The sequence below is a fragment of the Kribbella sp. NPDC050124 genome (assembly GCF_044460355.1).
Taxonomy (GTDB): Bacteria; Actinomycetota; Actinomycetes; order Propionibacteriales; family Kribbellaceae; genus Kribbella.
The window spans coordinates 73,935-95,162 of record NZ_JBITJU010000028.1 but is presented as its reverse complement, the minus strand read 5'-3'; the positions used below and the strand labels follow the sequence as shown (position 1 = coordinate 95,162).

Below are 21,228 nucleotides of genomic sequence, written 5' to 3'. Positions count from 1 at the left end.
GGAGGACCTGTGTCCACGTCACCGATCGACCGAGAACTCTCCCGCCGAACTGCACTGAGGACCGCTGCTATCGGCGGCTCGGCTCTCGCCTTCGGCGTACCGAGTCTTGCCGCATGCAGCAATACCGGCGCCGGCCCGACGTCGGCCGCCGGCAAGCAGGTCACCCTGCCCACCTACCGCCCGCCGACCGGGTTGAAGCCGGATCTGGCCGGAGACCCCGCGCAGGGCATCCAAGACGGGTTCTTCACCATGCCGGCAGACCTGCAGAATTCGGTCGACGGCAACCCGATGAGCGGCGGCGAGATCAGTGCCATGGTGCCTACGCTCGCTCCCCCGCCACCCCCGTTGAGCAGCAACACCTACGCCCAGGCGATGAATGCCCGACTCGGCGGCAGGTTCACAGTACGCACGGCGCCGTCCAGCGAGTACGGCACCAAGATCGACACTCTGCTGGCCGGCAACGACCTGCCTGATCTGGTCCTCGTGCAGGACTTCGGCCAACCGCGCCTGGACAAGCTGCTCGAGAACAAGTTCACCGACGTCTCCGGCCTGCTGTCCGGCGACAAGGTCCTGGAGTATCCGAACCTCGCCGCGATCCCGGCCCGGGCCTGGACCAACGCCGGCATGTTCGGCCGGCTCTGGGGCGTGCCGATCGAGCGCCCCCTGCTGTGGAACGTGATGATGGCCCGCGCGGACCTGATGGACGCGGCCGGGGCGGCCCCGGGCGGCATCGCCACCACCGACGACTTCGAGGCCATGTGCGCCGAGGTGAACGACCCACGCCGCAACCGCTGGGCACTGACCGGGTCCTACGGATCGTTCAGCCTGCCCGCGTTCGCCGCCGCGTTCGGCGCGCCCAACAACTGGCGAAAGAACTCCGACGGCTCGTTCACCCGGGACTGGGAGACCGACGAGTACAAGGCTGCGGTCGAATTCACCGCCAAGCTCCGCCGAACCGGCTACTTCCATCCCCAGTCCGCGAACCTCACCGGCTCACAGATCACCAAGCTGTTCGTCTCCGGGCAGATCGCCTGCTACGCCGGCCAGTTGAGCGCCTGGCGAAACCTGATCAGCATGGAGGGGCTGGATGCCTCCCAGGTGACCGCGATGCCGCTGTTCGGTGCCAAGGGCAAGCAGCCGGCCGTCTTCTACGGCACCGGCGTGTACGGCGTACTCCTGCTCAAGAAGGCCTCCGAAGCCCGGGCCCAGGAGTGCCTGCGGCTGCTCGACTTCTACGCCGCGCCGTTCGGCACCAAGGAGTACGTCCTCGTCCACTACGGGGTGGCCGGCGCCGATTACGAGCTCCAGAACGGTCAGCCGAAGTTGACCCTGAACGGCAAGAAGGAAGTCGTCAACGTCGGCTATGTCAGCGGATCGGAGTTCCGGGTGATGTACAGCCCGGGCCTCGCCGACTGGGTCCGGGACCAGTACCAATGGGAGAAGGCAGCGGCTCCGCACGGCCTCGCCGATCCGACCCTCGGTCTCTACTCCGAGACTGCCAGCCGCTCCGGGGACGAGGACCAGAAGGTCCGCGACACCATCAGCGACGTCGTGATGGGACGCAAGAAGCTCGACGACTTCAGCGCCGCGGTCAAGACCTGGAAGACTGCCGTCGGCGACAAGATCCGCGACGAGTACGCCAAGCAGCACGGATGAGCACGGCCGATGAGCTCGACAACTGGTTGATCGCGACGGCCGGCAAGGCCGGAGAACGCGCGTACGACGCAAGCCGGCAACTGATCCGCATGTCGGCCTCCCCGAGTTCGGTCCACACCGCGCTCGGGGGTCAGCCCGTCCACGCCTACCGCGAGTCCGCGACGTACGCGCTGATCCTGCTCGAGACAGCGGCGGCGGACGACGCGCTGGGAATCCTGGACCGGGTGCTGTCCGGCCAGGACCTCGACCCGGCGTCGGCGACGTACGGAATCTGGCCGTACTACCTCGAGGAGCCCCTGGACGAGATGGTCCGGCCCGACACCAACTGGGCCGACTTCATCGGTCAGGAACTGGTCCTCATCATGCTCCGGCACGCGGCCCGGCTTCCCGAGCAGCTTCGCGACCGCCTGCGGGCGGCGATCGCGGCCGCCGCGGAGGCGATCATCCGCCGGGACGTGCCCATGTCGTACACCAACATCGCCGCCAAAGGCACCTTTGTGGTCCTTGGTGCCGGCCAGGTGCTCGACGATCCCGACCTGACCCGCCACGGACGCGAGCGCATCGAACGGCTGGCGGCGTCCGTCCGCGAGACCGGCAGCTTCGCCGAATACAACAGTCCGACCTATTGGCTGGTCACCTGCACAGCGATGTCGGCGGTCAGTCAGCTCATCACCGATCGCCGATCCGCAACGATCGCGTCCGGCCTCGTCGATCAGCTGTGGCATCACCTCGTCCGGCGATGGCATCAACCGTCCGGACAGTTCTCCGGACCGATGTCACGGGCCTATCGCAACGATCTGGCCGAGGAGCCACAACTGCTGGCCCACCTCTGCAAAGCCGTCGGCGGACACCCGCCGTTCGATCGCGCGCTCGAACGAGTCGACGACGGATCGGCGGCGGCTCTCGGCCTGATCCACACCGCTCTACTACAGTCGCAAGCCTCGGAAGACGTGGTGCACCGGTTTCGCACCGCCGGACCGCCCAGCATGCGACGCGAACTGTTCAGCCGCGGCCGCCCGGACCGGATCGGAAGCACCTGGCTGCACAGCTCGAACACTCTCGGGACCGTCAACTTCGCCGATTCCTGGTTTCAGCGCCGCAACCTGCTCGGCTACTGGGGCGCCAACGACGCCTGGCGACATCCGGCTCCATCGGTCCGGCTGCGCGTCGTCAAGGACGAGGTCGACTTCGTCTCTGCCGTCTTCTCCTCCGTGCAGCAGGGGCCTCATGCGCTGTGGCACATCGGCTTCGCCAGCCCGGGCGGCGACCACCACGTCCACCGCAACCTCATCCCGGCCGGGCAACCCGTCATGATGCGGTCCGTCCAGGTGCTGTTCGAGTTCCGCGGCATGACAGACCCCGTGATCCGCATCAACGGTCTACCGGGTGGAGGCCGGTTCGCACTTCGGGACCAGGTGACCGTCTCCGAAGGCCGCAGTACGGTTCTCGTCACCCCAGCCGGAGGCAGCTGGGGAGGCGCCGGCCCGACCGGCCGGATCACTTCAGGTCCCGACGGCGTACTGACCCTCGCCCTCGAACTGTTGTCGGTCACCGAGCCGGAGCCGGTCGACCTGTCCGCGCTCGGCACGGCCTTCGCCGGAGGATCGATCTCGCTGCTACCCGACGGCGAGGCAGCGCCTGCCGCACCGGTGTCGTCGGCCTCTCGGGACGGCCTGGTCACCTGGAGTTGGGCCCCGGGTCCGCACCTCGACCTCACCGGCCGAGCCACGGTCGGCACCATCGAGCAACACGGCGACACCCACACGGCAACCATCGATCGGCAGCCGCTCGCTGTCCGCTGCCGAACCAACATGTGAGGAGAACCATGAGAACACGATTGCTCGCCGCAACAGCTGTGCTCGGGACCGTGGGTGTCCTCCTGGTGGGAGCACTCACCGGTCCCGCGCAGGCCGCCACCGGAACCTACTACGTGTCGCCGAGCGGAAGTGACACCAACAGTGGTCTGTCGCCCAGTCAGGCGTGGAAGACGATCGGGAAGGTCAACGGTTTCACCTTCCCGCAGGGCAGCCTCATCTACTTCGAAGGCGGGCAGACGTTCACCGGCTGTCTGGTCTTCAACTCCACGAACGTCCCGGCGTCGTCGGCGTCGACACCGTTCAGGGTCTACTCGTACGGCACCGGGCAGGCCACGATCAGGTCCGACTGCGCCGGCGCCTACTCGGCGGCGGTCACTGCGGATGACGTGAGCGGTTTCCAGCTGAACAACCTCAAGGTGGTCAACGGCGGCACGACCGCAGCGGGTGTGCTGCTGCAGAACCAGAGATCGTCGACGGCGACGAAGGGCTTGCGGGTCACCAACTCCGACATCTCCGGGTTCGCCACACCGAGCGGCAGCACCAGCGCGTTCGGCGGCCAGATCATGGTGCTCGGGTACGCCGTGAACGGGCATACCGGCCCCCTGGACGACGTGCAGATCCTCAACAACAAGCTGCACGGCGCCAGCGTTACGTCGAACGCCGGGCCGGGCATCTACGGCTGGGGCGGCGGGGTGAACATCACCAACGTCCGAGTCGAGGGCAACACGGTGTACAACCTCGGCATGGCGGCCAAGACCACCGGGGCCGGGCTGACGGCGAACGGCTGGAACGGGGCGGTCATCCAGCACAACGTGGTCCGCGACATCGGTGCGAACGTGACGTCGTGCGGCGGCACCAGCGGCATCATGACGTACACGTCCAGCAACGTGACGATCCGCTTCAACGAGGTGTACCGGGTGCAGCCGTCGCCGGGGTACACGGCCGGTTGCGACTGGGACGGGATCGACCTCGACGGAGGTACCACGAACTCCGTGGTGGAGTACAACTACACCCACGGCAACGCCGGCAGCGGTCTGCTCGCCTACACCTCGACGGTCGGGTCACGGATCTGGGGACCGAACACCTTCCGGTACAACATCTCGGAGAACGACGACTGGGCGAAGGCCCAGGGTGGCCTGATGGACGTCGTACCGAACGCCCCGAAGAACGCGCTGTCCATCTACGGCAACACCTTCGTCACCACCAAGGACCAGAGCACGAACGTCAAGACCGGCACCAGCGCCTGCTTCAACTTCGGCTACAGCGCCGGCACGTGGGCCAGCGGCTCGCAGCTCAGGAACAACATCTGCTACCTGGCCAACCGGGGCAGCTCGGGCAAGACCGGTCAGCTGTACTACAACCCGTACGGCCAGACCGGGATGACGCTGTCGAACAACCTCTACTACGGGACGAACACGGCCGGCTGGCGGTGGGGCGGCACCACCTACGCCGACTTCGCCGCGTGGAAGGCCGCGGGGCTGGAATCGGGTGGGGTGTGGGGCGACCCGCTCCTCACCGCAGCCGGTGGCGGCGGTACCTGCACGTGGTCGCCGCCCACAGGCACCGGGCCGCAACCCTGTCCGCAGGCCTACACGCTGAAGGCCGGCTCTCCGGCTCTCGGTGCGGGGACGCCAGTGTCCGGTGACAGCGGCGTGGACTACTTCGGGTCCACGGTCGCCAACCCGCCGCACATCGGGGCTGATGCCGGATGAGACTTGCCCTCGGCAGGTGACGCAGTGGCACAGAGCATCCGCCCCGATCTCGAGGCACTGAGCTGGGAGGGAGCCATCGAGGTGGTCCACACCCCGGATGGCTCCCGCCCGTGGCGACTGCCGTACAGCCGGATCGGCCTGTTCCCCACCGATGCGTTGCGGATGCGGGCCGCAATGTGCGCCGGAGTGCGCATCGTGCTCGACACCGACAGCACGACGGTCGCGGGCCGTGCAGCCGCGCCAGTCGACCCAGACCTGACTTCGATCGACCTGGTGGTCGACGGCGGGTCGGCGTTCTCGATCCGAGTCGGCAGCGACGGCTGGTTCCAGTTCTCGGGGCTGCCGGAGCCGCGCAAGACCGTGGAGTTGTGGCTGCCGCAGTACGGCGACTTCCAGCTGACGGAGCTCGTGGTCGACGAAGGCTCACAGGTCTGGCGCACGGCCCGGCCGTACCGTCCGCGTCTGCTGGTCTACGGCAGTTCGATCACGCACTGCCGCGACGCGACGTCGCCGACCCGGACCTGGCCTGCGCTGGTGGCCGCGGAACTCGGCGCGGACCTCACCTGTCTCGGCTTCGCCGGACAATGCCATCTGGACCCCATGGTCGCAAGGGTCCTGCGCGACCGGCCCGCCGACCTCATCATCGCCTGCCTGGGCGTCAACGTGTACGGCAACGGCTCGTTCAACAGTCGCTCGTTCCTGCCGGCCGTACTGGGCTTTCTCAGCACGCTGCGCGACGGACATCCAGGTGTGCCGATCGTCGCCGTGTCCCCCATCGTGTCACCGTCCCGGGAGGACACGGTCGGCGGCGCGGACCTCACTCTCGCCGCTATCCGGGCCGAGGTGCACCGGGCCGTCCACATCCTCCGTGATTACGGCGACACGGCCCTGCACGTGGTCGACGGCCGAACCGTCCTCGGCTCCGACCGCGCCCACTTGCTGCACGATGGGATCCATCCCGACGCCGAGGGCTACCAGTACATGGCACGCGCGTTGAGCACAGCCCTCGGCACGCTCACCCGCACCGACCGGGAGCTTGACCAGGATTGATCCGGTCAGCAGGCCCGGTCGAGGTCCTCGACGTTCCACCGGCTGGGGCGCCCAGGAGTGATTACGCATAGCCCCGGGATTCGGTTCGAGTGGACTGTCGGGCGGATCGGGCCCCCACCACCCGATCCGCCCGCAGGTTTTAGTGGCCTACTCGGTCGGAGTGGAGTTCGTTGAGGCGTTGGGCGGCGGTGCGCTCGGCCGGGGTGACGCAGATACGGTCGCCGGGGACTGCTTCGCGCCAGACGTAGCCGTTGACGCAGGTGCCGTTGGCGGTGGCGAGGTGGGCTCGGACGTGGGCGGCGTTCTGCTGCTGGATGGTGACTCGCTCGTCCGGCGTCACGCAGACCGTGTCGTCCGGGGTCGCGCGGCGGAAGAGGAAACCGTCCAGGCAGGTGCCGGTCTCGGAGCCGGTGGCGTTGCCGGTGATCGTGACGCGGCGTTCGACGTTCCCGGGATTCAGGCGTACGACGAGGACGGCTTCGTGGGCGCCGACTCCCATCGGCTCGAAGCGCAGCCGGATCGAGCAGGTTGTACCCGGTTTCAGGGTGCCGTTGCACACCTTGGTGAGAGTGAAGGCGGACGCCTGGTCGCCGGCGAGGATGATGGTGGCGATCTCGACGCTGGTGCTGCCGGTGTTGCGGATGCCGATCTGCTTGCAGGCCTTGGCCTCGCCGGCCGGGATCTCGGGACACTGGCGGTTGAGCGGCAGATCGACCGGCAACCCTCCCGGCGAGGTGGTCTGAGACGGCGTCCCGGTCGGGACAGAGGTCGGCGCAGAGGTCGGCTCCGAGGTCGCAGAGGTCGGCGAAGGCTGAGAGCTCGGCTGAGCAGCTGGTTGGCGGATCGTCGTCGGTTTCCCGACGGGTAGCGCCTGGGCTTGCGGCGGTGTCGGTGTCGGGCCGCGTTTGGTGGTCACGAAGGTGCCGGAGCCGGTTGCGGTCAGGGATCCGTTGCCGGCGATCGCCTCCGGAATGGTGAACCCGCTGATCGTGATCAGGAGCGCGACCGCACTCAGTGAACCGATGCCGAGGGTGCGGGCCGGCCCTCGTCCCCGCGTGGAGACGACGGCCACAACCAACGGGCTCAGAACGGCGCCCAGCACCGTCGCGGTCCGCCCCGCGCCGAGTGCCGGAAGGACCGCCGCGCACGCGACCGACGCGACGATGGCGAAGAAGAGCGACTTGCCGCTGAAGCAGTGCGTGTCCTTGATCTGCCGGCTGAGCGGCCGGCGGTTCAGCTGCGGATCCATGGTTCGTCCCCCCGAAGACAGCCTTCGCGGACCGGAGGCGGGACCACCGTTTGAAATACATGGTCCGGCCGATGTATTTGGCGGCCGGTTCGCGACTCCGACTACCGAGTCCGGGGGGAGGGCTGACGCGGTGCGCGGGCCGCCTGGTCACACACCAGGGGGAGGCGACCCCGCACCGCGTCGGGGAACCAGGAAAGAAGGATCGACGTGACCACCTCAGCACAGCCCGCCGGACCGCGGCCCCGACGAGGACCGGCGATGAAACCGTTCACCCGGCGGATGATCGGGACGATCAACTTCGCCGAGGCCGTCCTGACCCTGGTCGGGCTCGTCGCGGCGTACGGGATCGCCGAGCGGCTGGTGTCCGCCCAAGAGCTCGCCGGACCGGGCGATGTCGCGACCCGGACCGTCCACTGGTGGGGACCCGACTTCACCACCACGCTGAACATGTCCCTGCTGATCGTCGGCGCAGCCGCCGGCGCCGTCGGCAGCGTCATCCACCAGAGCATGGTCTTCGCGCAGCGAGCCGGTCTGGAGACCCTCGAACGCGGGTTCGTGTGGTGGTACCTGCTCCGCCCGGTCTGGTCCGCCCTGCTCGGCGCGGTCGTCGTCGTTGCCGTCAACACCGGACTGATCAGCATCGGCGACGAGACGACCTCCACTGCCGGGGTCACGGTCCTGGTGATGATGGGCTGCCTGGCCGGCCTGTTCACCGACCAGGCAATGCGCCGCCTCCGGCCGATGCTGGGCGCGACCCCACCAGAGGAGACACAGGTCCCCGACGACGAGTCGAACCCGAGCACCGACCGGCGCTGACTGGCTCGCGAGCTACTCCGGCAGCAGCACGGCCCCGACGCCCGGTTGTGCCGCCGCCTGGGCCTCAGCGATGAGCGCCGCCGCCGCGTCCCGCCCGTTCTCCCCGGTCCGCGACATCCGCGCCGCGATCAGTCCCGCGACAAGCGGCGTACTGAACGACGTGCCACTCCACTTCGCCATCCCGTAGAACCGCTCGACCCTGCCGGTCCAGACGTGGGGTGGCTCGCGGTACTTGTACGTCCCCTTGGGGAAGGCGTTGACCAGGCCCTGGCCGGGCGCGTAGACGTCCACCCAGCCACCGTGGTTGCTGAAGCCGGCCTTGCCCTGCCAGTGCGTGCCCAGCGCACCGACCGACACCGTGTACGGCGCCGCCGCCGGCCAGAACGGTTCGCGGGCACTCTCATTGCCAGCGGCAACAACCAGGACGACACCCTTGTGATGCCGGAGCCGCCGCTCGTTGAACACCGTGAAGCTGAGCAGCCGGCTCGCGTCGAAGGTGTACGTGCCGGCCGACATGCTGATGATGTCCGGATAGTCGTTCTCGAGCACGCGGTCGAGCGTCCTGACCAACTTCGCCTCGGTGACAGCACCGCCGGCACCGAAGCCGCGGCGCACGATCACTTCGGCCAGCGGGGCGACACACCTGATGACCCCGGCGATGAAGGTGCCGTGGCCCGCGTAGTCCTTGAGCTGCGTGCCTTGGATCGAGGTGTCGGGGTCCCCGGTCACGCCCTTCAGCCAGCTGCTGCGTTGCGTCGCTGTCGCGTCGAGGCCGCTGTCCACGACGACCACCCGAACCCCCTCGCCGGCGGCGCGGTTCACGGTGTAGCCGGGGTACGGCGCACTGCCGGCCGGCATCGGCTCGGGTTCCTCGGCCGGGCAGCCCGCGCCGTTGCCGGCCACAACGAGGACGTGGTTCGGTGCGGCCGCGTCCGGACCGGCCGCGGTCACGACCTCCTCCTGCCTGACGCCGTCCGGAAGGTTGACGGTGACCAGGCCGCCCTCGCGGATGATTCTCAGCGCCGCGAGCGTGTCGAACTGCGGGTCGGGGCCCTGGTTGAGCCGAATGAGCCGGACGCCGGCGACGACCGGCTCGGACCGTGGCCGGTCGTCGCCGTACAGCAGCCGCAGTTGGCCGAGGATCCCGCGAACGTGCTCGTAGTACTCCTCGCGGACGAGGATGACGTCCTTCTCGTAGAGGAAGTCCACCTCGGACTTGGATCCGACCGTCCGCCCGAGTCCTACCTTCAGCTCCTCCTGGCCCTCCGGACCGTAGTAACTGAGGATGAGATCGCGCTGAGCCTCTTGGGGTGTCGCGGGGACTTCGGGTGCCTCCGCCGGGGTGCCGTTGTTCGTCGCGTCGTCTGTTGTCATTGCCCCTCCCAGTTCTGCAATGAGTTACATAGACTCCTTGGATGTCCGCCGGTGGTGTTCAGGTAGCTGCCGACTACCTGCTGCCGTTGGCGGTTTCGCGGCCGGCTGAGGCGGTGGCGGCGGCCGGTACGGTCCTCGAAGGGACGCCTGATCCGAGGAGCGCCTCGATCGCGCATCAGGCTCGGGCGATCGTGTCGCGGGACAACGGACGGCAGGACGAAGCCGTCGCCGAGCTTCGTCTCGCGCTGCGGCTGGCCAAGAGATCCGAAGAGCCGGAGCGCGTCGCAGACGTCCAGGCCACGCTTGGTCTCACTCTTGGGCTCGGCGGTAAGCCCAAGGAGGGGCTGGCCGCGCTGGATCAGGCGATCGCCAAGAGCCGAGGGGTTGCCGCTGGGCGGGGTTTGACTCGGCGGGGGTACTTGCTTCGGGTTGTTGGGCGGTACGACGAAGCGCTTGGTGATCTGCGCCAGGCGATCACGTTGTTGCGGCGTGGCGGGGATCAGGTGTGGGAGGCGCGCGCCCGCACTCACCGGTTCCTTGTGTACGCCGCAATGGGGCAGGCGGCCCATGCCGACCGTGACCTGGTCGTGGCGGAACGGCTGTCGGCGGCGACCGGACAGGAGCTGGAGTCGGCGATGCTCGTGCACAACCGCGCGGACGTGGCCTTCCAGGCTGGTGACCTGCCGGCGGCGCTCGGCTTCCTCGATGCGGCAGCGGCTCGCTACGCCGCGCTGCAGACCGAGTGGACGAGTCTCGAGATCGACCGCTGCACTGTACTCCTCGCCGCAGGTCTCGCGACCGAGGCGGTCTCGGCGACCGAGCACGTCCTGCAAGACCACCTGCGTCGGCGCAGCAAGGGGGCCGAGACGGCCGAGTTGATGTTCGCCGCGGCGCGGGCCGCGCTGGCCGCCGGCCGGCTCGACTTGGCCGCGGAACGCGCGGTGGCCGCCGCCGAACTCTTCCGGCGACAGGACAGGCAGGGATGGCTCGCCCGTGCCACGTTCGTCATGCTCCAAGCGCAGTACGACGCCGGCCAGCACAGTGCTCGCCTCAGTACCAAGGCCGGGCGACTCGCGGACCAGCTCGACGAGTTGAACGCGTCGGAAGCTCCCGCGGCTCACCTGCTCGCCGGCCGCCTCGCTGCCGCCGACGGCCAACCGGACGACGCCGACCGACACCTTGCCCGCGCGGCACGGTTCCGCCATCGGGGCCCCACGTTCGGCCATGCGGCCGGCTGGCTCGCCCAGGCGCTGCGGGCCGAGGGCCGCGGAGCCACGGCGGCGACCCTGATCGCCTGTCGGCACGGGCTCGAAGCGGCCGCCGATCACCAGCGATCCCTGGCCGCGCCGGAGTTGCGCGCCCACGCCGCGGGCTACGGCATCGAGCTCGCCGCCCTGGCGCAACGGCACGCCGTACGACGGAACGACGCCCGGATGCTGCTGCGCTGGAGCGAGCAGTGGCGGGCCAGTGCGCTGGCCTTGCCGCCGGTCCGGCCGCCGGACGATCCCGAACTGGCGGCGGATCTCGCGGCGCTGCGCGATGTGGCGCGACGCCTCGACGCGGACGGCGACACCGATCGCCTCCGGCTCGAACGCAGCCGGCTGGAGTCGTCCATTCGGGCCCGGACCAGACGCCTGGGCACTCGCGAGTCCGATGCGCGTCGCCGGGACACCACAGCCGACGTCGGTGCGGTGGTCGACGGACTGGGTGACCACCGGCTCGTCGAACTCGCCGCCGTCGACGGCCGGCTCTACGCGATCACGGTCGTCGGGCGGCGGGTACGGATGCATTCGGTCGGCCCGGTCGACACCGCCGTACGGGAACTCGAGCTCACACTCTTCATGCTGCGCAGGCTCGCCCATGGTCGCGTGCCACCCGGCGCTCTCGAAAGACTGGACATCGCGGGGCTGCGGCTGCAGCAGGTGCTCTTGGGACCGGCTGCTGATGATCTCGACGACGGGCCCGTCCTGGTCGTGCCACCGGCCGCTTTGCACGCAGTGCCCTGGGCAATGTTGCCCGCTTTGCGATCGAGTCCGGTCGTGGTCGCGCCCTCGGCGTCGGTCTGGTTGCGGGCCGGTCAGCTGCCGGTCCCCCGGCACCGCCGGGTCGCGCTCGTCGTCGGCCCTGGCCTCGACGGGGGTCGCAGCGAGATGAAGGAGATCGGGCGCGAGTACCCGGGGTCGGTCGTTCTCACCGACGGGCAGGCCACTGCCGACAACACCCTCACCGCACTCGACGGTGCCTGGACCGCACACATCGCTGCCCACGGGCTCTTCCGACGCGACAACCCACTGTTCTCCGCGATCGCGTTGGACGACGGTCCGCTGACCCTTTACGACCTCGGCAGGCTCCGGCGAGCGCCGCTGCGACTCGTGCTGTCCAGCTGCGAGTCCGGCGTCGCGGCGCCGATCGGAGCAGACGAGCTCCTTGGCGCGGTGTCCGCACTGGTCCCGCTCGGGACCGCCAGCCTGCTGGCCAGCGTCGTCCCGGTCAACGACAAGACGACCGCCGCGCTGATGGTCGACTTCCACCAGCAGTTGCGTGATCGCGCCTCGTTCGGCGTCGCGCTGCACGAGGCTCGCAGCAACGTCGGCGACGACCCGGTCGCGGTCGCGACGGCCTTGTCGTTCGTGGCACTCGGCCGGTGAGGGGGCGTCCCAGACGGCCGTCACAGGTTGACCCAGGAGGTGGTGACCGGACTCCCGCGGACGGATCGGCACCTGATTCGCACCGGGCCACCCCGCGACCGATCGAGCAGGAACCGCCCGAGTTCGTCCAGCTCCAGCGGTTCGCGGCTGCCGTCGCCGTACTCGAGCTCACCGCCGTCCGGCGCTGCGCCGACGAGCTGGCCGATCACCGTCAGCCCGTCGTCGCCGGGCAGGACCTCGAGCTCGGCGCGGACCCCACCACCCTCGAACGACAGCAGTCGGTCCGCGGTCGCGTCCGGCGTTGCACGTCGTACGACGTCGTACTCCAGATCCGGCGTGGTCCCGGCGGAGTCGGCGATCAGCTCGGCGAGCTCACCGTCGAGGTCGTGCGTCCTGATCGCTTCGCGCGCGGCGGCGCTGATCACCTCGGGCACCGGGTCGGCCTCGTTGGCGACCTGGCGCAACCACGCCAGCAGTGCCTCGTCCTCGCGGTCGGCGTTCATCGGCGGTCACCGCCGGCCTCGGTCATGCCGGCGTCGAACGGGTACGCGCCCGCCGCCATGACGTCGCGGAGGGCTGTCAGACACCGCTGCCGGGTCGGGCCGACACTTCCGAGCGGCATGTCCAGCGCGGCCGCGACTTCGGTGTAGCTGGGTGGCGGGTCAGCCAGCAGGACCCGCAACAGCGTTTGGCAGCGCGGTTTCAGTGACCGGAACGCCCGCCACAGCGCCGAGTCCTGCTCGCGCCGCAGCAGCCCGTCGTCCAACGGGTCGGCGTCATCGGCGAAGTCTTCCCAGGTCTCCGAGACGACCACTCTGGACCGGCGTCGCAACGCCGCGAGGCATTCGCGCCGCATCGTGGTGGCCAGCCAACTGCCGATGCTCTCCGGCTGCCGGACCGTGTCGATCCGTTCGACCAGACGGAGCCAGGTGGTCTGGATCGCGTCGGCCGCATCGTCGGAATTCAGTCGCATTCCGCGCGCGATGAACCAGAGCAGATTCGTGTAGCGATCCGTCAACGCCGCCCAGGCGGCAGGGTCGTCGGATCGCACGCCCGCAACCAGCGCAAGGTTGTCGAGCTGCCGTTTCTGGTCCATTGCAGTGGCCCCCGGACGGTCGGCTGCCATTCGCCCCCTTCGGCATTCTCGCCGAGAAGAACAGGGCCGTCCACAGGACGCACTTCGCCCGCAGTTCCGTCGGTGCCGGGCGGTGACGGCGGTGCCGCACGTCGGTCTGGCCATCTCGAACCTCCAAGCGATCGCCGAGTTGCCGACAAGAGGCCGAGACGCTCTTTCTGATACCGGTTCCGTCAAAAACATGCGTTTGAGCGATCTGAGTTCCGGTGGTATTTCCGGCCCGCTCCGGCCGTCTGCTCGGATGGAAAGGGAGGGCGCAATGAGCACACCGAACCCCACTCCCCCGGAGAAAGAGAACTGGTGGACCCGCATCGGCACCATGGGCCAGGCGCTGACCGCCGTGGTCGGGTTGATCGCCGCCCTGGTACCGATCCTGGTCAAGACCGGACTCCCAGGACGGACCGACGACGACACGACACCGCCGCAGACCCGGATCGTCACCACCGCCCCGCAACAGACCCCGCGGCAGACGCTGCAACCCGTGGCTCCGACCCAGCGGCGGCAGATCAGCCTGACCGTCTCCGACCAGCTCACCGAAGGCGCGGAAGAGGAGATCATCGTGATCAGCCTGGAGGGAAAGCAGGTCGCCAGGCTGCATGCGACCCGCGAGCAGCCGATCGTCACCAAGCGGATCAAGGCGACGAAGGCCGGCAACTACAGCTACGTCGTCGACGCCTCGATCAGGTGGTACGACGCCACCGGCACCGAGCACGTGACCAACGCCACCGGCCGCGGCAGCGTCGCCATCCACGACGGCATGCGCCTCGACGTCTACCTGCACGAAGAGCCCACCGGCTTCAGCCTCTCACTCCAGTCAGCCGCCGAGTAACCCGCTCCCGATCGCGCAGCGGTGGGTTGGGGGCGAGGGTGCCGGAGGGGGTGATGTGGGCGAGGATCTGGTCGACCAGGGTCAGGATGTGGGGATCGTCGACGGTGTAGATGTGGCGGCGGCCTTCGCGGCGGGCGGTGATCAGGCCGGCCAGGCGGAGTTTGGCCAGGTGCTGGCTGGCGGTGGTGATGCTGACGCCGGCCCGGTCGGCCAGGGTGCCGACGTCGTACTCGCCGTCGATCGCGAGCCAGAGCAGGTGCAGGCGGACCGGCGCGACCAGGAGGGCCAGGGTGCGGGCCGCGGCGTCGAGTTGTGGTCGGGTCGGCTCGGTCATCACTGGATCCCGTGCGCCAGGCGGGTCGTCGAGAAGGTGACCAGGAACGCCAGCGACAACGGCAGCAGAGTGGCCGTGGCGGTCCACTTCAGGCTCCTCGTCTCCTTCCAGATCGTCAGGATCGTCGTACTGCACGGGTTGTGCAGCAGGGTGAACAGCATCAGGTTGATCGCGGTCAGCACCGTCCAGCCGCCGGCGACCAGGACCGCGCCGGCCTCGGCGTCGCCGAGTTCGAGCATCACGCCGTTCGCGGCGCCGTACTCGAGGGGCCCGAGCGTCATCGTCAGCATCAGGATGGTCGGGATGATGATCTCGTTGGCGGGGATCGCGACGACGTAGGCCAGCAGGATGATGCCGTTGAGGCCGAGCGCGAGCCCGAGCGGATCGAGGCCGTGGGCGAGGTGGCCGGCGATGGTCGCGTCGCCGAGGGAGACGTTGCCGATCAGCCAGATCACCGCGCCGGCGGGCGCCGCCATCACGATCGCCCGCCACAGCACCTTGAGCGTGCGATCGATGACGCTCGTGTAGATCGTGCGCAGGACCTGCGGCGGCCGGTACGGCGGAAGCTCCAGCGAGTACACCGACGTCGTGCCGCGCAACACCGTCTTCGACAGCCCCCACGAGACCACGAGCGTCGTGACGATCCCGAGTACGGCGACCAGCACCACACTGCCCGCCGCCACCAGGCCGGCCGCGGCGGGTGGCACCAGAGTCCCGATGAACACCGTGCCCATCAGGATCAGCGTCGGCCAGCGCCCGTTGCAGATGCTGAAGTTGTTGGTGACGATCGCGATCATGCGTTCCCGTGGACTGTCGATGATCCGGGTCGCGGTCACCCCGGCCGCGTTGCAGCCGTACCCCATCATCATCGACAACGACTGCTTGCCATGGGCGCCGGCCGCGGCGAACAACCGGTCCAGGTTGAACGCCACCCGCGGCAGGTACCCGAAGTCCTCCAGCAGCGTGAACAACGGGAAGAAGATCGCCATCGGCGGCAGCATCACCGCGATCACCCACGCCGTACCCAGGTAGATGCCATCCGCAACGAGCCCCGTGACCCACCACGGCGCACCACCGAGCACCTCGCGTACGACGGCGTGCCCGTCCGAAACCAGCACCCGGTAGAGGAAGTCCGACGGTACGGCGGCCCCGGTGATGGTGAACCAGAAGACACCGAAGAACAGCAGCCCCATCACCGCGAAACCCCAGACCCGATGGGTCAGCGCCCGATCGAGCAACCGATCGAACGTCAACCGCGACTGCCCGTCCACTGTCCGTCGCGCGATCCGGGAGGCCTCGGCGAACAAAGCCGCCACCGCATCGTCAGCCGCCAGCTCGTCCGACCGAAACCGGCGCCGCGGAGCCACGGCCCCCTGGGCCACCAGGTCGATCGACTCCTTCAGCTCCGCGATCCCCCGTCCCCGCCGAGCAGCCATCGCCACCACCGGTACGCCGAGCTCGCGCGCAAGGTGACGGGTGTCGACCGAGAGCCCGTGCCGTTCGGCCTCGTCGATCAGGTTGACCGCAACCACCACACGGTTGGTCACCTGCAGGATCTGCAACACCAGCGTAAGGTTGCGTTCCAACCGGGTCGCATCGACGACCACGACGGTCACATCCGGCGCACCGTGCTCCAGGTACTCCCGGGCGACCTCCTCCTCACCACCGGCCGACCGCAGCGAGTACACCCCAGGCAAGTCGATCACCTTGTACCTGTGGTCGTCGTACCCGTAAAGGCCTTCCGCCCGCGTGACCGTCGTACCCGGCCAGTTGCCCGACCGCTGCCGCAACCCGGTCAGCGCGTTGAACACCGTGCTCTTCCCGGTATTCGGGTTGCCGGCGACCGCGACCACAAAGTCGTGGCCGCCAGCAACCACCTGCAACCGCTGCGGATTCAACCCACAACTCCCACAGTCGTGACTCATGCCGTCACCAGTTCGACATGGATTTCGCGGGCTTGGGTGCGGCGGAGGACGATCAGGCTGTCGCAGATCAGGTACGCCGTGGGGTCGCCGAGGGGACTGGTCAGGTCGGCCCGGACTTCGGCGCCGGGGAGGAGGCCGAGGTCCATCAGGCGGTGGCGTTCGGCGCCGCGGCTGTCCAGTGCGGTGACGACCGCACCGGAGCCGCGTGGGAGCTGGTCGAGGGTCATGGGCTCAGTAGATGTTCGAGGGACGGACCATGCCTTCGGCCAGGTCGCCGAAGCCGGGGGCGAGGATCGCGCCGGGGTGGCCGACGACCTCCTCCACCACCGCGGTCTCGGTGGTGATCACCAGCGCCGCGATCGACGCCGCGCTCTCCAGGGCCGCCCGGGTGACCTTGAGCGGATCCATCACGCCTTCGTCGAACATGTCGGCGTAGTGGCCGGTCAACGCGTTGAACCCGTGTCCCAACGGGAGGTCGGCGACTCGCGCGACCACCTCGTCGCCGTCGTACCCGGCGTTGATCGCGATCCAGCGCAGCGGCTCGGGCAGCGCCCGGCGGACCACCTCGCGACCGACCGCGTCGTCGTCGAGCAGCTCGACCCGCGACACCGCGTCCTGCGCCTGCACGAGCGCCGTACCGCCGCCGGCCACCACGCCCTCCTCGAGCGCGGCCTGCGTCGCGGCGAGCGAGTCCTCGACCCGCAGCATCCGCTCCTTGAGCTCGACGCTCGTCGCGCCGCCGACCCGGATGACGGCCACCCGCCCGGACAGCCGGGCCATCCGGAGCTGCAGGTTGTCCTGGTCCGCCTCGATCCGAGCCCGCTCGAACTGGGTCTCCAACTGGCCCAGCCGGGCCTCGACCGCTCGGGCGTCGCCGTGCCCGCCGACGATCGTCGTACTGTTCTCGGTGATCGTGATCCGGTCGCACGACCCGAGGTGCTCCAACGCGACCTCATGCAGCTCGAGGCCGGTATCGCTGGCGATCACGTGCCCGCCGAGCGCCACCGCGAGATCCTCCAGCTCGGCCACCCGGCGATGACCGAAGCCGGGCGCCCGGACGACGACCGACCGCATCGTGTTGTGCATGTTCCCGCCGACGAGCAGTTGGAGTGCGGGTCCGGCGACCTCCTCGGCGAGCACCACCAGCGGCCGGTCCGCGCGCTTGGCCACCTCGACCGCCGGCATGACGTCCTGCACCTGCGTGATCTTCTTGTTGGTGAGCAGGATGATCGGGTTCTCGTAGACGGTCTCCATCCGCTCCTTGTCGGTGACCATGTACATCGAGATGTAGCCGTGGTCGAACTCGATCCCGTCAACCACCTCGACCGACAGCCCGATCGAGTCCGACTCCTCGGTGGTGACCACACCGTTGCGGCCGACCCGCTCGACCGCCTCGGCGATCACCTCGCCGATCGACTCGTCGTCGCTGGCCGCCAGCGTCGCGATGTGCCGCAGATCCTGCTTGCCGCCGACCTCGGCGGCCCACGAGCGCAGCGTCTCGACCACGACCGGGACAGTCTGCTCGATGCCCCGCCGTACCCGCATCGGGTTCGCGCCGGCGTCGACCGCCCGCAGGCCTTCGCGGACCATGGCCTGGGCGAGCACGGTCGCGGTCGTGGTCCCGTCGCCGACCACGCCGTTGGTCTTCATCGCGACTTCCTTGACCAACTGCGCGCCCATGTTCGCGAACGGCTCGCGGAGCTGGATCTCCCGGGCGATCGTGACCCCGTCGTTGGTGATGGTCGGCGGGCCGGTCAGCTTCTCGAGTACGGCGTTGCGCCCTTTCGGACCCAGGGTCACCTTGATCGCGTCGGCGAGGGCGTTCACCCCGGACTCGAGCAACCGTCGTGCTTCTTCGTTGAACCTCAGTTCCTTTGCCATGGTGGGACTACCTTTCGGGTCACGGGATGAGAATCGCCCGGCCGCGGACCTTGCCCGCGTCGAGGTCGTCGATCGCCTGCTGGAAGTCGGCGAGCGGGTACTTGGTGGTGTGCAGGGTGACCTTGCCCTGCGCGGCGAGCACCATCAGCTCCTGCAGGTCGGTGTAGGACCCGACCAGGTTGCCGATGAAGTTGATCTCGGTGGAGATGATGTCGATCGTCGGCACGTCGATGTTCTCGCCGTAGCCGACGACGTAGTAGTTGCCGGCCCGGCGCAGCATCGCCACGCCCTCGGCGGTCGCGCCGCCCTCGCCGACGAAGTCGATCACGGCCTCGGCGCCGCGGCCGCCGGTCAGGTCCAGGACGTCCTGGACCTGGGTGCCGCGGGCAACGATGCCGTGGTCGGCGCCGATCTCGACGGCGAGCCGGACCGCGTCCGGGTTGCGGTCGACCACGACCACGGTCGCGGCCGAGATCGCCTTGAGCACCTGGATGCCGATGTGGCCGAGACCGCCGGCGCCGATCATCACGCAGACGTCCCCGGGCCGGGTGGCGCGGGCGGCTTTGGCGGCCGCGTGGTACGCCGTCAGCCCGGCGTCCGCGAGTGCCGCGACGTCGGCGGGTTCCAGGTTGTCGTCGATCTTGACCACGCTGCGGGCGGTTGTCCGCAGGTACTCGGCGTACCCGCCGTCGGTGTCGATCCCCGGGAACCGGCTGTTCTCACAGTGCACATCGTCGCCGAACCGGCAGGCCCGGCACAGACCGCAGGTGATCAACGGGTGCAGGATCACCTTGTCGCCGACGGCAACGTTCGTGACCGCGGATCCGACCGCGTGCACCCAGCCCGCGTTCTCGTGGCCGATCGTGTACGGCAGGGCTACGCCGGACTTCTCCGCCCACTGCCCTTCCAGGATGTGCAGGTCCGTCCGGCAGACACCTGCCCCGCCGATCCGGACGATGACGTCGAGCGGGCCCTCGATGGTGGGCTCCGGTACGTCGGTCAGCTGCAACTTCGTGTGGTAGCCGACGACTTGGACCGCTCTCATGCCGTGCTCCTCAGGTTCGTGATGCGGGTGGACGTGCCGGTGTCGGCGTATCGGGTGGCGAGCAGTCCGCGGCAGAAGTGCGAGTTGCCTTCGATCGAGATCCGCACGGCCTTGGCGAACCGCAGTCGCAGCGGGACGGCGTCCGGCTCGAGCGGCCCGCCGTACTCGTCGACCACCACGGGATCACCGGGATCGGCGCCGAGTCCGATGGCGAGCCGGCGCCGTACCAGAGCCTCCTTGAAGTGGCCTTCCGGCAGGTCGGCGAGCGTTATGCGGTGCAGCTCGTCGACCTGCAGGTCGGTGTCCCGGAGCAGTGCGGCAGCACAGCGCTCCATCGCCGCGGTGTGCGCCTTGCGGAGGAAGATCGCGCGCAGTTCGTCCAGGCTGGTCTCGGCCTCGACGCCGAAGGTGCCGACGTAGCCGGCGTCGGCGGCCAGCCCGGCGTTGATCTTCTCCGAGTCGTGGTGGTCGTCGAGCTGCACCACGACCCGGCCCAGACCGTCGATCCGGCGTAACGCGTCCTGCGCGTCCGAGGCCATCAGGTAGGCGAAGTTCGGCGAGCAGAACGACGTCGGCAGCCGCAACCGCACGGTCACCCCGGCGTCGTCGATACTCACCGACCGGACGAACCCGAGGTCGGTGATCGGCTCGTCGAGCTCCGGATCCATCACCGTCGCCAACGCCGCCAGCACCTCGTGCACCAGCGACGTCGCTACCGCGCTCATGATCGTGCGCCGGCGGCCACCTCGACCGGTGTGTCACCGGCGTCGGTCGGCAGCCGCAGCTCGGCCGGTACGTCGAGGCCGTACAGGGCGGCCGCGTTGAGTCCGAGGATCTTCTTCTTCGCCTCGGTCGTCAGCGGCGCGTACTCGGTCATGTCGGCCGGGATCTGGAAGTCGACGAACTGCTCGATCAGCCACTTCGGCGTCCACAGCGCGTAGTCGCTGGCGAAGAAGATCTTGTCCTCGCCCAGCCAGTAGATCAGCTCGCCGATGATCTGCGCGAAGTACTTCGGCCGGGTGTGGATGAACGGCATCGCCACCGCCAGGCCGCCGTACACGTTGGACTCCTGGGTGGCGATCCAGCAGAAGTCCTCCAGCCGGGGCAGGCCGACGTGCTCGACGACGAAGTTCAGGTCGAGGTAGTCGGTGGCTACCTTGTCTATGTCCGCGACGTCGAAGGCGTCCCGGTCCAGCGGCCGGATCGTCGGGCCCTTGTGCACGTGGATGTTCTTGATGCCGAGCTTCAGGCACTCCTCCAGGTACCGGCGCGACCACGGGTCGTCGAGCTTGTAGCCGCGGGAGTCGCCGTGCCACTCGGCGGTGTAGAGCTTGACGCCCTTCAGGCCCATCCGGTCGGCGTCCCGGCGGAGTTGCTCGAGGCCCGCTTCGCCGTTGCGCGGGTCGTAGGCGTGGTTGTAGGTCAGCTTGTCCGGGTGCTCCACGGCCAGGCCGAACGCCTCCTCGGTCTGGCCGAACCCGGTCTTGTAGAAGTCGCTGAGCAGGGTGGCCTGGAAGATCGCGTGGTCGACGTACCCGTCCTCGAACAGGTCCTTCATCAACCGCTGGCCGCCGTAGTAGGTGTAGGTGTCGTAGTCCCAGACGACCTCTTCGGGGCTGAGGTTCTTGTGGTAGTCGTAGAAGCAGTCGATGAACTGCTTGCCGTGCACGTTCTTCAGGTTCGACTCGCGGCCGTCCCAGATGTGCACGTGGGCGTCCACCACGTAGTAGTCCTCGCCGTCCTTGGAGTACATGGCG

18 protein-coding genes are annotated in these 21,228 nt (G+C 68.8%); 7 read left to right on the top strand and 11 right to left on the bottom strand.

Annotated elements, in window-relative coordinates:
* Nucleotides 1-9 precede the first annotated feature (9 nt).
* Genes ACIBL3_RS40455 through ACIBL3_RS40440 form a run of 4 tightly spaced genes read left to right on the top strand, consistent with a single transcriptional unit; the run spans nucleotide 10 to nucleotide 6,235 of the window.
* Complete coding sequence (locus ACIBL3_RS40455; protein WP_396359285.1) at nucleotides 10-1,656, top strand: extracellular solute-binding protein; 1,647 nt, start codon at nucleotides 10-12, stop codon at nucleotides 1,654-1,656.
* On the top strand, nucleotides 1,653-3,473 hold the full coding sequence (locus tag ACIBL3_RS40450) for a hypothetical protein (RefSeq protein WP_396359284.1): 1,821 nt from the start codon (nucleotides 1,653-1,655) through the stop codon (nucleotides 3,471-3,473). The genes ACIBL3_RS40455 and ACIBL3_RS40450 overlap by 4 nt, the downstream gene beginning before the upstream one ends.
* Before the next feature lie 8 nt (nucleotides 3,474-3,481).
* Nucleotides 3,482-5,185 carry a right-handed parallel beta-helix repeat-containing protein gene (locus ACIBL3_RS40445; protein WP_396359283.1) on the top strand — a complete coding sequence of 568 codons (1,704 nt, stop codon included), beginning with the start codon at nucleotides 3,482-3,484 and terminating at the stop codon, nucleotides 5,183-5,185.
* A 24-nt stretch (nucleotides 5,186-5,209) separates the two neighbouring features.
* A complete protein-coding gene (locus tag ACIBL3_RS40440) occupies nucleotides 5,210-6,235 on the top strand; it encodes a GDSL-type esterase/lipase family protein (RefSeq protein ID WP_396359282.1) in 1,026 nt (341 codons plus the stop codon).
* Between the two features lie 139 nt (nucleotides 6,236-6,374).
* Here ACIBL3_RS40440 and ACIBL3_RS40435 read toward each other — a convergent pair whose 3' ends face one another.
* Nucleotides 6,375-7,484 carry a hypothetical protein gene (locus ACIBL3_RS40435; protein ID WP_396359281.1) on the bottom strand — a complete coding sequence of 370 codons (1,110 nt, stop codon included), beginning with the start codon at nucleotides 7,482-7,484 and terminating at the stop codon, nucleotides 6,375-6,377.
* 258 nt (nucleotides 7,485-7,742) lie between these two features.
* Here ACIBL3_RS40435 and ACIBL3_RS40430 point away from each other — a divergent pair, with 258 nt between their 5' ends.
* Nucleotides 7,743-8,300: a hypothetical protein gene (locus ACIBL3_RS40430; protein ID WP_396359280.1), complete on the top strand. Its 558-nt coding sequence runs from the start codon at nucleotides 7,743-7,745 to the stop codon at nucleotides 8,298-8,300.
* Nucleotides 8,301-8,312: 12 nt separating this feature from the next.
* Here the strand turns inward: ACIBL3_RS40430 and ACIBL3_RS40425 are convergent, their stop codons facing one another.
* Nucleotides 8,313-9,674, bottom strand: a complete 1,362-nt coding sequence (locus ACIBL3_RS40425) for a S8 family peptidase (protein WP_396359279.1) — start codon at nucleotides 9,672-9,674, stop codon at nucleotides 8,313-8,315.
* Between the two features lie 41 nt (nucleotides 9,675-9,715).
* Between ACIBL3_RS40425 and ACIBL3_RS40420 the strand changes: the two genes are divergently transcribed.
* Complete coding sequence (locus tag ACIBL3_RS40420; protein WP_396359278.1) at nucleotides 9,716-12,322, top strand: CHAT domain-containing protein; 2,607 nt, start codon at nucleotides 9,716-9,718, stop codon at nucleotides 12,320-12,322.
* A 20-nt stretch (nucleotides 12,323-12,342) separates the two neighbouring features.
* Here the strand turns inward: ACIBL3_RS40420 and ACIBL3_RS40415 are convergent, their stop codons facing one another.
* Nucleotides 12,343-12,825 carry a hypothetical protein gene (locus tag ACIBL3_RS40415; protein ID WP_396359277.1) on the bottom strand — a complete coding sequence of 161 codons (483 nt, stop codon included), beginning with the start codon at nucleotides 12,823-12,825 and terminating at the stop codon, nucleotides 12,343-12,345.
* On the bottom strand, nucleotides 12,822-13,418 hold the full coding sequence (locus tag ACIBL3_RS40410; protein WP_396359276.1) for an RNA polymerase sigma factor: 597 nt from the start codon (nucleotides 13,416-13,418) through the stop codon (nucleotides 12,822-12,824). Before ACIBL3_RS40410 ends, ACIBL3_RS40415 begins: the two co-directional genes overlap by 4 nt.
* Nucleotides 13,419-13,716: 298 nt before the next feature.
* On the opposite strand from ACIBL3_RS40410, the gene ACIBL3_RS40405 reads away from it, so the two are divergent.
* Nucleotides 13,717-14,286, top strand: coding sequence for a hypothetical protein (locus ACIBL3_RS40405; protein ID WP_396359275.1), 570 nt, complete (start codon nucleotides 13,717-13,719; stop codon nucleotides 14,284-14,286).
* Here the strand turns inward: ACIBL3_RS40405 and ACIBL3_RS40400 are convergent.
* From ACIBL3_RS40400 to ACIBL3_RS40370, 7 genes are read right to left on the bottom strand one after another with little or no spacing between them, the layout of a single operon-like run.
* Nucleotides 14,255-14,620, bottom strand: coding sequence for an ArsR/SmtB family transcription factor (locus ACIBL3_RS40400; RefSeq protein WP_396359274.1), 366 nt, complete (start codon nucleotides 14,618-14,620; stop codon nucleotides 14,255-14,257). The two genes, ACIBL3_RS40405 and ACIBL3_RS40400, sit on opposite strands and share 32 nt — an antisense overlap.
* Nucleotides 14,620-16,545 (bottom strand): ferrous iron transporter B, encoded by a 1,926-nt coding sequence (locus tag ACIBL3_RS40395; RefSeq protein ID WP_396359273.1) that lies wholly within the window; start codon nucleotides 16,543-16,545, stop codon nucleotides 14,620-14,622. The genes ACIBL3_RS40400 and ACIBL3_RS40395 overlap by 1 nt, the downstream gene beginning before the upstream one ends.
* Nucleotides 16,542-16,772 carry a ferrous iron transport protein A gene (locus ACIBL3_RS40390; protein WP_396359272.1) on the bottom strand — a complete coding sequence of 77 codons (231 nt, stop codon included), beginning with the start codon at nucleotides 16,770-16,772 and terminating at the stop codon, nucleotides 16,542-16,544. Before ACIBL3_RS40390 ends, ACIBL3_RS40395 begins: the two co-directional genes overlap by 4 nt.
* Nucleotides 16,773-16,776: 4 nt before the next feature.
* A complete protein-coding gene (groL, locus tag ACIBL3_RS40385) occupies nucleotides 16,777-18,426 on the bottom strand; it encodes a chaperonin GroEL (RefSeq protein WP_396359271.1) in 1,650 nt (549 codons plus the stop codon).
* Between the two features lie 19 nt (nucleotides 18,427-18,445).
* Nucleotides 18,446-19,471 carry an NAD(P)-dependent alcohol dehydrogenase gene (locus ACIBL3_RS40380; protein ID WP_396359270.1) on the bottom strand — a complete coding sequence of 342 codons (1,026 nt, stop codon included), beginning with the start codon at nucleotides 19,469-19,471 and terminating at the stop codon, nucleotides 18,446-18,448.
* Nucleotides 19,468-20,196, bottom strand: a complete 729-nt coding sequence (locus ACIBL3_RS40375; protein ID WP_396359269.1) for a metal-sulfur cluster assembly factor — start codon at nucleotides 20,194-20,196, stop codon at nucleotides 19,468-19,470. The genes ACIBL3_RS40380 and ACIBL3_RS40375 overlap by 4 nt, the downstream gene beginning before the upstream one ends.
* Nucleotides 20,193-21,224 (bottom strand): amidohydrolase family protein, encoded by a 1,032-nt coding sequence (locus ACIBL3_RS40370; protein WP_396359268.1) that lies wholly within the window; start codon nucleotides 21,222-21,224, stop codon nucleotides 20,193-20,195. The genes ACIBL3_RS40375 and ACIBL3_RS40370 overlap by 4 nt, the downstream gene beginning before the upstream one ends.
* Nucleotides 21,225-21,228: the final 4 nt, after the last annotated feature.

What these genes read in the sequence shown, in the direction of transcription:
- ACIBL3_RS40450 (WP_396359284.1), top strand. Translation starts at nt 1,653, where the DNA reads ATGAGCACGGCCGATGAGCTCGACAACTGGTTGATCGCGACGGCCGGC.
- ACIBL3_RS40445 (WP_396359283.1), top strand. Translation starts at nt 3,482, where the DNA reads ATGAGAACACGATTGCTCGCCGCAACAGCTGTGCTCGGGACCGTGGGT.
- ACIBL3_RS40435 (WP_396359281.1), bottom strand. Translation starts at nt 7,484, where the DNA reads ATGGATCCGCAGCTGAACCGCCGGCCGCTCAGCCGGCAGATCAAGGAC.
- ACIBL3_RS40430 (WP_396359280.1), top strand. Translation starts at nt 7,743, where the DNA reads ATGAAACCGTTCACCCGGCGGATGATCGGGACGATCAACTTCGCCGAG.
- ACIBL3_RS40425 (WP_396359279.1), bottom strand. Translation starts at nt 9,674, where the DNA reads ATGACAACAGACGACGCGACGAACAACGGCACCCCGGCGGAGGCACCC.
- ACIBL3_RS40420 (WP_396359278.1), top strand. Translation starts at nt 9,716, where the DNA reads ATGTCCGCCGGTGGTGTTCAGGTAGCTGCCGACTACCTGCTGCCGTTG.
- ACIBL3_RS40415 (WP_396359277.1), bottom strand. Translation starts at nt 12,825, where the DNA reads ATGAACGCCGACCGCGAGGACGAGGCACTGCTGGCGTGGTTGCGCCAG.
- ACIBL3_RS40410 (WP_396359276.1), bottom strand. Translation starts at nt 13,418, where the DNA reads ATGGACCAGAAACGGCAGCTCGACAACCTTGCGCTGGTTGCGGGCGTG.
- ACIBL3_RS40405 (WP_396359275.1), top strand. Translation starts at nt 13,717, where the DNA reads ATGAGCACACCGAACCCCACTCCCCCGGAGAAAGAGAACTGGTGGACC.
- ACIBL3_RS40400 (WP_396359274.1), bottom strand. Translation starts at nt 14,620, where the DNA reads ATGACCGAGCCGACCCGACCACAACTCGACGCCGCGGCCCGCACCCTG.
- ACIBL3_RS40395 (WP_396359273.1), bottom strand. Translation starts at nt 16,545, where the DNA reads ATGAGTCACGACTGTGGGAGTTGTGGGTTGAATCCGCAGCGGTTGCAG.
- ACIBL3_RS40390 (WP_396359272.1), bottom strand. Translation starts at nt 16,772, where the DNA reads ATGACCCTCGACCAGCTCCCACGCGGCTCCGGTGCGGTCGTCACCGCA.
- groL (WP_396359271.1), bottom strand. Translation starts at nt 18,426, where the DNA reads ATGGCAAAGGAACTGAGGTTCAACGAAGAAGCACGACGGTTGCTCGAG.
- ACIBL3_RS40380 (WP_396359270.1), bottom strand. Translation starts at nt 19,471, where the DNA reads ATGAGAGCGGTCCAAGTCGTCGGCTACCACACGAAGTTGCAGCTGACC.
- ACIBL3_RS40375 (WP_396359269.1), bottom strand. Translation starts at nt 20,196, where the DNA reads ATGAGCGCGGTAGCGACGTCGCTGGTGCACGAGGTGCTGGCGGCGTTG.
- ACIBL3_RS40370 (WP_396359268.1), bottom strand. Translation starts at nt 21,224, where the DNA reads ATGTACTCCAAGGACGGCGAGGACTACTACGTGGTGGACGCCCACGTG.